General features: G+C 66.6%; 5 protein-coding genes. 1 reads left to right on the top strand and 4 read right to left on the bottom strand.

All coding sequences use genetic code 11. The features are described 5' to 3' along the window. Positions 1–152 precede the first annotated feature (152 nt). Positions 153–2,225 carry a glycosyltransferase gene (locus tag Q0379_RS17560; protein ID WP_299014491.1) on the top strand — a complete coding sequence of 691 codons (2,073 nt, stop codon included), beginning with the start codon at positions 153–155 and terminating at the stop codon, positions 2,223–2,225. 7 nt (positions 2,226–2,232) lie between these two features. On the opposite strand, the gene Q0379_RS17555 is transcribed toward Q0379_RS17560, so the two are convergent. From Q0379_RS17555 to Q0379_RS17540, 4 genes are read right to left on the bottom strand one after another with little or no spacing between them, the layout of a single operon-like run. Continuing rightward, positions 2,233–3,525, bottom strand: a complete 1,293-nt coding sequence (locus tag Q0379_RS17555; protein ID WP_299014488.1) for a hypothetical protein — start codon at positions 3,523–3,525, stop codon at positions 2,233–2,235. Positions 3,526–3,583: 58 nt separating this feature from the next. Further along, positions 3,584–5,059: a sulfatase gene (locus tag Q0379_RS17550; protein WP_299014485.1), complete on the bottom strand. Its 1,476-nt coding sequence runs from the start codon at positions 5,057–5,059 to the stop codon at positions 3,584–3,586. Beyond that, the gene (locus Q0379_RS17545) at positions 5,056–6,069 is read right to left on the bottom strand and encodes a hypothetical protein (protein WP_299014482.1); all 1,014 of its coding nucleotides are present in this window, start codon (positions 6,067–6,069) and stop codon (positions 5,056–5,058) included. Before Q0379_RS17545 ends, Q0379_RS17550 begins: the two co-directional genes overlap by 4 nt. A 2-nt stretch (positions 6,070–6,071) precedes the next feature. Beyond that, positions 6,072–8,516 carry a TonB-dependent receptor gene (locus tag Q0379_RS17540; RefSeq protein ID WP_299014478.1) on the bottom strand — a complete coding sequence of 815 codons (2,445 nt, stop codon included), beginning with the start codon at positions 8,514–8,516 and terminating at the stop codon, positions 6,072–6,074. Between the last annotated feature and the right edge of the window lie 81 nt (positions 8,517–8,597).

The raw sequence follows: 8,597 nt of genomic DNA, 5'->3' as shown, positions 1-8,597 counted from the left end.
TCGAGCGGGCCGGGATTTACGGCAATTACACCCCGCCCGATGGCCAGTCTCTGTATGTCGATGTCTGGCCCTTCTGGCCGTGATGCGCTACCTGGCGACGTTGGTATCGCGGAGAGTTTCCGCGTGAGTCTCACCCAACTCACGGATTCACCATGTCGCAAGCACAGTCGTTTCCCTATTCCACGTCCGAAGAAAAATCGACCGCCCTTTACCCGCTGCAATATCACACGCGCGGCGATCTGGCGAACCAGCTGAAACAGCGGTCCGCACGCCTCAGAATCTGTCGAGGCTGTCCGCATCGCGACCTGCAGCGTTGCAACCGCTCCGGCCGCGAATGCCACGAGCACGCCAACGAAGGTTTTTGCCCGGCCGGGATGTTCGGTGTCGATCCCGGCACTTGGCCCAGCGGCTACCACAACGAACCGCTCTACCGCGAGACGCTCGCCGCTCCGCCGCCGGCTCCCGATCCATTCGTCGGTCAGCCGATCGTACACCTGGGCTGCCACCTGTGGCCGGTGATTCACCCGGACGAACCCACACATCCCTGGCTCGATCAGATCAGGCTCTGGCACGAACTGGCCGAGCAGATCAACGGCCGCTGTCTCGTCGGTGTCGCAACCGGACCGAACACGGCGACGTTTGCGGAGATTGCCGCCGAATTCGACACCGAACGATTCGAGCTGTTTGAGCTGCCGAACGATGAAGAAGAAGGCGAAAACCCGACGTTCCGCCAGCTGCTGGAGATGCTGCCTAGCGGTCCGGACGACGTGCTGATCTATTGCCACGCCAAAGGCGTGCAGGCCGCCCGCCGCAACTCCGAAGCGGTCCAGCTGTGGCGGGAGCTGCTGTACGAGACGGTGCCCTTCAACTGGCGGCGAGGCGTCGAGAAGCTGGCCGAGGGCTACAAGGCGTTCGGCTCGTTCCGGGCGTTCACGACTTCCCGCAACGTCATTCCCCACGGCTGGTATTACTCCGGCACGTTTTTCATCGGTCGGCTGAAGCACTTTTTCCTGCATCACTTTTACACCGAGTCAGAGATTGTCGAGCGTGAGGATCTCATTCACCTAGAGGCAGTGAAGTTAGTCTCGTCACGAAAACCGCTCCCGGTGACGCCCTGCTGGGGTGGTGTCGAGCACTTCCTCGGGACGCATTTCCCCGCCCAGGAATGCTGGTGCGAGTTCGCGGACGGTCGGGATCTCGGCGAGGAATACTCCATTGCCCGCATGTTCCCACAGATCGTCCACTCCGGGTTCCGCTGGGAGATGGAGCGGCTGCAGCGTCAGTACGGTGTCCATTGCGAACAGCACGTCCGCGAGCTGGAATTTCTGCTGGAGGAGATCATGCCCGGCGATCGCGTGCTCGTGATTGGTTCCCGGGCGGGAGGAATCGAATCAGTCCTCAAGCAACGCGTCGAGAGCGTGACAACCGTCTCGATCGATCCGGAGCCGCTGGCGTCGAATCCGCACCAGTTAATCATCGGGAGCAGTCACGACACCGAGGTTCAGCTGTATGCCCGATCCCTGGGACCGTATGACGTGGTGTTCATCGATGGGGACCACACCGAGGCGGGCGTTCGCGAGGACTGGGAATTCGCCCAGAAACTGAAACCCCGCCTGGTCGCGTTCCACGACATCGCCGACACGACGTTTCACCGCTCGCTAAACTGCAACGTCGCCCCACTGTGGCGAGAACTCCAAGCCCGCTACATCACGTCCGAAAAGATCGTCGGCGGTGGCTGGGGAGGGATCGGCGTCGTCGAGTTGCGGGAGACGCTCGCTCAGGACGCCGACGAACGAGCCGAGGTCGACGTGTCGATCATCATCACGGTCGGGCCGGGGTACGAGCGTTACGCTGAGAAGGCGATACGGTCCGCAGTCACTCAGACTGGCCCGAATCGCTGCGAGGTGATCGTAGTCTGGGATGGTTCGCAAGATCCAGACGACGTGCTGCTGCCCGCGTATCGCTCCTACTCAGTCGAGTTCCGCAACGTCCAGAAGTCTCGCCGGTTCGGAGTGGAAAAAGCCCGAGGCCGCTACACACTCTTCCTCGACGCCGACGACTGGCTGGCGCGCGCCGAGGCCAGGGACGGCTCGTGGTGGCTGGACTGGAAACAATGGCTGGACAGCCACTCCAACGAGCCGTGCCCGCCGCCGCCCCTGGGCGCGCCTGAAAAGGGCTATCCGCCCCTGATCGACGCGCCGGGATCCTATGTGCGCGAGCGATGAGCGTTCGTCAGGCGGGCGCCAGCGCGCCGCGTTCTTCCAACAGGCGGCGGGTCGCCAGGAAGACCGCCTCGACGGGTTTGGCCTCTAGGCAGCGCGCGTCGTCAATGGCCGCGTGGTGAAAGCGATGGGCGCCAAAAATGCCAACGACACGCCGATAGCCCGCCGCCGCGATATGGGCGAGCTCCCCGGTTGCGGCCCCACCGAGCGCGTAAGGCGCCTCTAGGCCCGGAAGCCCCGAGAAGGCGGCGCGGCACGCGGGGAGAAGTTCGTCGCTAGCCATCAGGAACCGCTGCGGATCAGCGCTGGGCAGAGGCGCCAGACGCCCGCCCAGCTCATGCCAGTCGCGCGCGGCGACATTGGCCCCCAGATGCAGCCAAAGGCGGGTCCGGTCGGGCGGCGGCGCGGCCGCATCAAGCAGGTGCTGCGCGCCAAGGTTCTCATACTCGTGGCCGCTGTTGCAGACGAAGGCCAGATCGAGTGGCAGGTTCGACCGACTGGCCCAATCCGCCAGCATCATCCAGACCGCGACGCCAGGGCCGCGTTCCCCCGCGCAGGTGAACCAGCCAGAACGGGGGGTGGAGACCACGAGCCACTGGCCGTGACCGCGATCCCGCTTTCCGATCAGATTGAAGCAGGGTCGCCGCCCGCCGCGCCCCGTGACCTTCAGAACGCCGGCACCGCCGGACCTGGCCGCCGCGATCAGCGCCAGAGCGTCCTTCGGCGCCAGCACCGCCACGGGCGATTGGAACATCGGCGCCCGACCATCGGCGTTGAGCGCCAGAGCCTCGCCGCTCGGGCCCGTCGTGATCAAGACGACCGCCCGCGCGCCAGCGCTCAAGGCCGCCTGAACCGGCCCGCGCACGGCGGGAGACAAGGCGCTGCTCCAGCGCGCGTAGGGCAGCTTAATGATGACGATCGCGCCGCTCGCCGGCGCCCCCGCATCTTCGGGCGCTCGGACAAGGATCGGTCCGCTTATACCCTCGGGTCCAGTGGGCGTGACGATCGCCTGGGGTATGACTACGGCCCGCGCTTCCCCGACCTGAAGCCACGCCTCGTCGATCTCGAAGAAGGGCGCGTCGAATCCTTGGCGTTCGACGACAAATCCTCGGTCGTTGAGCCAGGCGGCCATCCACTCGCCGCAGGCCACGTCCCCCGCCCCGCCACTCGCCTTGCCGCCGAACGCCACGTAACGCTCGAGCAGAGCGGCGGCGGACGGCGCGTGCTGCGCCGCCCAGGAAGGGCTCGCCGCCAGGCCGGTGGCCAGAGGCGTCGCCAGCAGAGATCTGCGCGTGGGTGTCATGAGACCCCTTCTTGTGGTCGCGGCCGGCCAGACAAGACCAGCACGCGATGGCCTGGTGTCAATTGAAGAGCTGGACCTTGCGTCCGTCGACCTCCGAGCGGAACTGCCGCCGGCTGGTGAACATCGGCTCGACATTGGCCTTGTCCCAGGCCGCAAAGTCCTTGGAAAGGCGCGCCACGACTTCGGGATGGGCGCCGGCCAGGTCGTGCTTCTCGCCCGGATCCTTGGAGACGTCGAACAGCAGCGTCCACTGCCCCAGCGGCGAGACCTGCGCCTTGACGCCATCGGGCGTCGGCGAGCCCAGCACGTTGGTCATGTCGTCGACCGTATCGGACTTGTTGACCACCAGCAGCTTCCAGTTTCCTTCGCGCACGGCGTGGTTGGGGCCCATGCGCCAGTACAGGGTCCGCTCCACGGGCTTGGCGGTCGGCGCGAGCGCCGAGGCGATATCGCGGCCGTCGACGCCGGTCGGCGCCTTCACGCCCGCCAGGTGTGCAACCGTCGGCAGGATGTCGAGGGTCGAGACCGGATGGCTGGAGACCAAGCCCGGCGCGATGCGGCCGGGCGCCGAGATCATGAAGGGCACGCGCACTCCGCCCTCCCAGGGAAAGGCCTTGTAGCCGGCCAGATGTCCGTTGGAGCAGGCGCCGCGGATGTAGTTGGGACAGCCGTTGTCGCTGAGGAAGAAGACAACGGTGTCGCGCTCCAGGCCCTCGTCGGCCAGCGCCTTGCGCAACCGGCCGATATTGTCGTCCAGGGACGTGACCATCGCCGCGTAGAGCCGCTGGTGGGGCGAGGCGATGTGGGCGTAGCGGTCGGTATAGGCCTTGGGCGCCTGCAGGGGCGTGTGGGGGGCGTTGTAGGCCAGGTAGAGGAAGAAGGGCTGGCGCCGATGGGACTTGATGAAGCCGATGGCTTCGTCGGTGAATACGTCGGTCAGATAGCCGCCCTGCTCCACGACCGTTCGTCCACGCACAATCGGAAAGCGCGCGCGGGTCATGGCGCCGTCGGCCCCCGTATCGGCCTGCAGGCCGCTTTCCGCCGGCTCCTTGAAGTAGCTGGCGGCCCCGCCCAGGAAGCCAAAGAAGCTGTCGAAACCCCGGTCGAGCGGGTGGAAGCCCGGCGCCTGGCCGATGTGCCACTTGCCCACCATCGCTGTGGCGTAGCCGGCCGACTTCATCACCTGGGCGATGCTGTTCTCGGTGACGGGCACGCCTGTCTGTTCGTCACGCCCGACGGGGTTGAACTCAAAGCCAAAGCGGGCCTGATGGCGTCCGCTGATCAGGCCCGCGCGCGAGGGCGCGCAGACCGCCGCGGTGGCGTAGCCGTCGGTGAAGCGCACCCCCGAAGCGGCCAGGGCGTCGATGTTTGGCGTGTCGATCACCTTGCCGCCATAGACGCCAAGATCGCCATAGCCGAGATCGTCGGTCAGGATGACGATGACATTGGGCGAGCGCGGCTTCGCGGGCGAGGAAAATCCCGTCGTGGCAAGGCCTACCAGGCAGGCCGCGACCGCAAGTAGATAGCGCTTCATGGACTCTCCGCGGGTCTGATAGGCGTTGGGACGCCGCAGGCCTTGGCCTTCACATAGGCCTCCCCCATCGGCGCGAGGGTCTTGGGCAGGTCGCACAGGCTCTTGGCCGCCGCCTTGTCGCCCCCGAGATAGGCGCGCCAAAAGGTCAGCGTCTCCTCGACAATCACCCGCATCTGGCTGGCGTCCGTGGGCTTTGGCGTCCCCATGGACTGGCGGCGCCCGGTGTAGACGCCATGATCGCCGTCGCGCAGCACGATCAGGAACTGGTCGGCGCCCGTGATCTCCTGGAACGGAATGGTCCGCTCCCAGGGCGTCTTTTCCAGGTCAAGCGCGGTGCGGTCGAGCGTGCCGGTGAAATGCAGCATCGGCGTGCGGATCTGGGCGAACGCAGCGTGGGCTTCGCCTTGCCGAGGCTTGTTGGGGCTGTAGACGATGGCCGCCTTGATCCGAGGCTCGCGGAAGGCGCCGTCCGGCGCGCCTGGCAGGATCTGCCCAACGGCGACCAGCGTGGTGAGCGCGCCGAAGGAATGACCGCTCATGCCGATGCGCGAAAGATCAAGCTTGCCGGCGAGAACGCCGCCAGGCGCGTTCATGCGCGTGAGCTGGTTCAGGGCGAAGGGGATGTCGCCGAACCGGTTCGCGGCCGCGTCGGGCTCCAGCTTGCCCAGCAGTCCGGCTTCGTCCCCTGGACGAAATCCGGCCAGGATCGCGGTGTCCGAACCGGGATGCTGCAGCGCCGCCACGGCGAACCCCGCCTCGGCCAACGCCTGAAGAATGTAGCTGGAGCCCTCTCGCGATCCGCCCAATCCATGGGAATGGACAATCAAGGGAAAAGGCCCCGGGCCGGCGGGCATGTAGAGCTTGTAAGGCACTGCACGCCCGCCGCGCGCCGGGTCAGTCCACTCGCCGTACGAAATACCAGGCTTGGCCGGCGCCGCCGCGAGACTGGGCGCGGCCATGGCCAGCGCCAGGGCCGCCAGGACCGCGCGAGCCAAGCGGCTCCAGGCCATCACTAGAACTCCCAACCCAGCTCGACGCCGATCACCCGCGGGTCGGTGTAGAACTCGTTCGCGCTGACTATGTTGGCCAGATAGGTCTTATCGCCGAGGTTGCGGCCAAAAGCCGAGAGCCTCACGCGTTCGGAGCGCACGCCGATCCGCGCGTCGATCAGGCCATAGCCTTGATAGGAGCGGCTGTTGTCAGGGTTTTCATAGCCGCCGTCGGCCATCTGCAGGCCCGCCGAGGCGAAGCCGCGCCAGGCGCCGCCGAGCGGGAAGCTATAGGTGGCGTTCAGCGCGAACTGATAGTCGCGCAGGCGCGGCACGGACTTGCCGCCAAGGTCGGCGTCGTCGGGAAGGCCGTCGCCATTCAGATCGAGCTTGGCCTTGGCGCCGTCTTCGAACTTGCCCTTTTGCCCGCTGAGGCTGGCGCTGATCGTCAAGTCCGCCGCGCCGAGCAGGAACCGGCGGCGCGCCTCGATCTCGTAGCCGGCCACGTGGGCGTCGCCGGCGTTCTGCAGGATAAAGCCGCGCGAAAGCGAGCTCGGCGCGCTGACTACCTGCACGTTGTTGGTCCAGGTGTAATAGACGGCCGCCGAAAGTTGGACGCCCTTCCAGCGCCCCTTGGCGCCCGCCTCGTAGGAGTAGGCGTATTCGGGGTCGTAGAGCAGTTGCTGTGCGATCTGGCTACGGACGGTCGTCGGCGGCAGATTGCTGTTGAAGCCGCCAGGACGATAGCCCGTGGCGAAGCGGCCATAGACATTGACGCCGTTATCGAAGCGGTGGCGCAGGGTCACCGTCGGCGTCACGAAGGTCCAGCGGCGCTCGGCTTCGACGCGGGCGGTCTCATTACCGGCCGCGCAGGCCGCCCCCGTCACGTTGGGCGGGCAGAATTCGACCGAGCTGGCCGGCAGCGGCCCCGTCGCGCCATCCGGATCGACCGTCACCACCGCCATCAGTCCCGTCGGCGCCGCGCCGGCGCCGAAGTACGCCAACGGATCCTTGGCGTAGCGCTCGAACCAGAACGACTTCTTGTCGCGCTGCAGGCGGGCTTCGACGCCCAGGGTCGTAGCGTCCGTGATCTTGTATTCGAGGCTGCCAAACAGCGACGGCGACTTCAGGCTCTCGGAGAAGGCGTCGTGATTGACCGACAGGCGCGCCGACGAGCGCACGCTGGCGGAGGTCCCCGTCAGGGCGCCGGCCTGGCCCACCACGCAGCCCGCGGCGACCGCCTGCAAAGCGCCGGAATAGGCCGGGCAGAGATAGGGGTCGATGGTCACGTCGTCGCTCGTGGACAGGAACTCGACCCCCGCCAGCCACGAGAGACGCCCCTCGCCCTTCGAGCTCAGATAGGCCTGGGCGACGAAGCGGCTGTAATCCTCGAACTGGCCGACGGTGTAGTCCGGGACGAGCACCGCAGCGCCGGGAGCCACGTCTATGCCCGAATGGCCCGCGTAGTGGTCGTTATCCTCGTTGGTCCGTCCCGCGTCGCGGGTCTTCCAGCCGACCTTGGCCGTCAGGTCCGCGAAACCGAGGTCGCGCTTGGCCGACAGATAGACGGAGTCCTCCGTGATCTTGGTGCGTCCCTCGCGATCGAGATCCGCCCGCGTCCAGCGCGAGGCGTCCAGCACCGAGCCATCGACGCGCACGGCGCGGCGGGCGAGGCTCGAGAAGGCCGGGGTGTCGCTCTCGTAGCGCTCGTAAGCCAGGTCCACGGTGGTCGCCGAGTCCGGCGTCCAGCGCAGCCCCGCGCGCAGCCCCTTGTAGGTCTGCCAGTCCAGCTCGTGGCCGGTCGTCTGGTTCTTGATGAAGCCGCCGTTCTGATCGTCGTAAAGTCCCGCCACGCGAAGGGCGAGCTTGTCGGCGGCCAGCGGCAGGTTCACCACCCCTTCGATAGACGCGCGCTCGGGCTGGCTATAGCGGGCGGTCAACGCCCCGCTCAGCGTCTGGTCGGGCGCGCGACCGACGATATTGACAGCGCCGCCCACGGAGTTGCGGCCGTAGAGCGCGCCCTGGGGCCCCCGCAGCACCTCCAGTCGCTCGATGTCCAGAAGATCCATGCGGCTCAGGGATCGGCCGCCAAAGCCGCCGCCGGCGTTATAGAGCCCGTCCTTGTAGAGGCCTGTGGCGGCCTCGGAAAATCCCAGCCGGCCGCTGCCCTGCCCGCGGATCGAGATATCCTGGAGGTATTCGGGACCGGAGGTCACCAAAGTGGCGCTGGGCGCCTGGCGCAGATAGTCCTTCATGCCGTCGAGCACGAGGTTGCGCCGCTCCTCGGCGGTGATCGCCGAAATGGCCGAGGGCACTTCCACCAGAGTCTCGCTGCGCTTACGCGCCGTGACGATGATCTCGTCTAACGCTTGGGAGTCAGCCTGACGGGCCCATGACGCCACAGGCGTCGCCAAAAGCACCAACCCCACGGCGGTCATCAGGCCGCCACGTCCCATTCCACGCTGCATGAGCGCCTCCCCGCGATTTTTATCGTTGCGGGAAAGCTCCGGCCGTCAGCGAAAATTGTCAAACAATTTTTTGAAATCGAC

Source organism: uncultured Caulobacter sp. (assembly GCF_937900395.1).
Taxonomy (GTDB): domain Bacteria; phylum Pseudomonadota; class Alphaproteobacteria; order Caulobacterales; family Caulobacteraceae; genus Caulobacter.
This window is presented reverse-complemented; position numbering and strand designations above follow the sequence as displayed.

Bases quoted from the DNA above. Each gene is read 5' to 3' on its own strand.
- Q0379_RS17560 (WP_299014491.1), top strand. From the start codon at position 153: ATGTCGCAAGCACAGTCGTTTCCCTATTCCACGTCCGAAGAAAAATCG.
- Q0379_RS17555 (WP_299014488.1), bottom strand. From the start codon at position 3,525: ATGACACCCACGCGCAGATCTCTGCTGGCGACGCCTCTGGCCACCGGC.
- Q0379_RS17550 (WP_299014485.1), bottom strand. From the start codon at position 5,059: ATGAAGCGCTATCTACTTGCGGTCGCGGCCTGCCTGGTAGGCCTTGCC.
- Q0379_RS17545 (WP_299014482.1), bottom strand. From the start codon at position 6,069: ATGGCCTGGAGCCGCTTGGCTCGCGCGGTCCTGGCGGCCCTGGCGCTG.
- Q0379_RS17540 (WP_299014478.1), bottom strand. From the start codon at position 8,516: ATGCAGCGTGGAATGGGACGTGGCGGCCTGATGACCGCCGTGGGGTTG.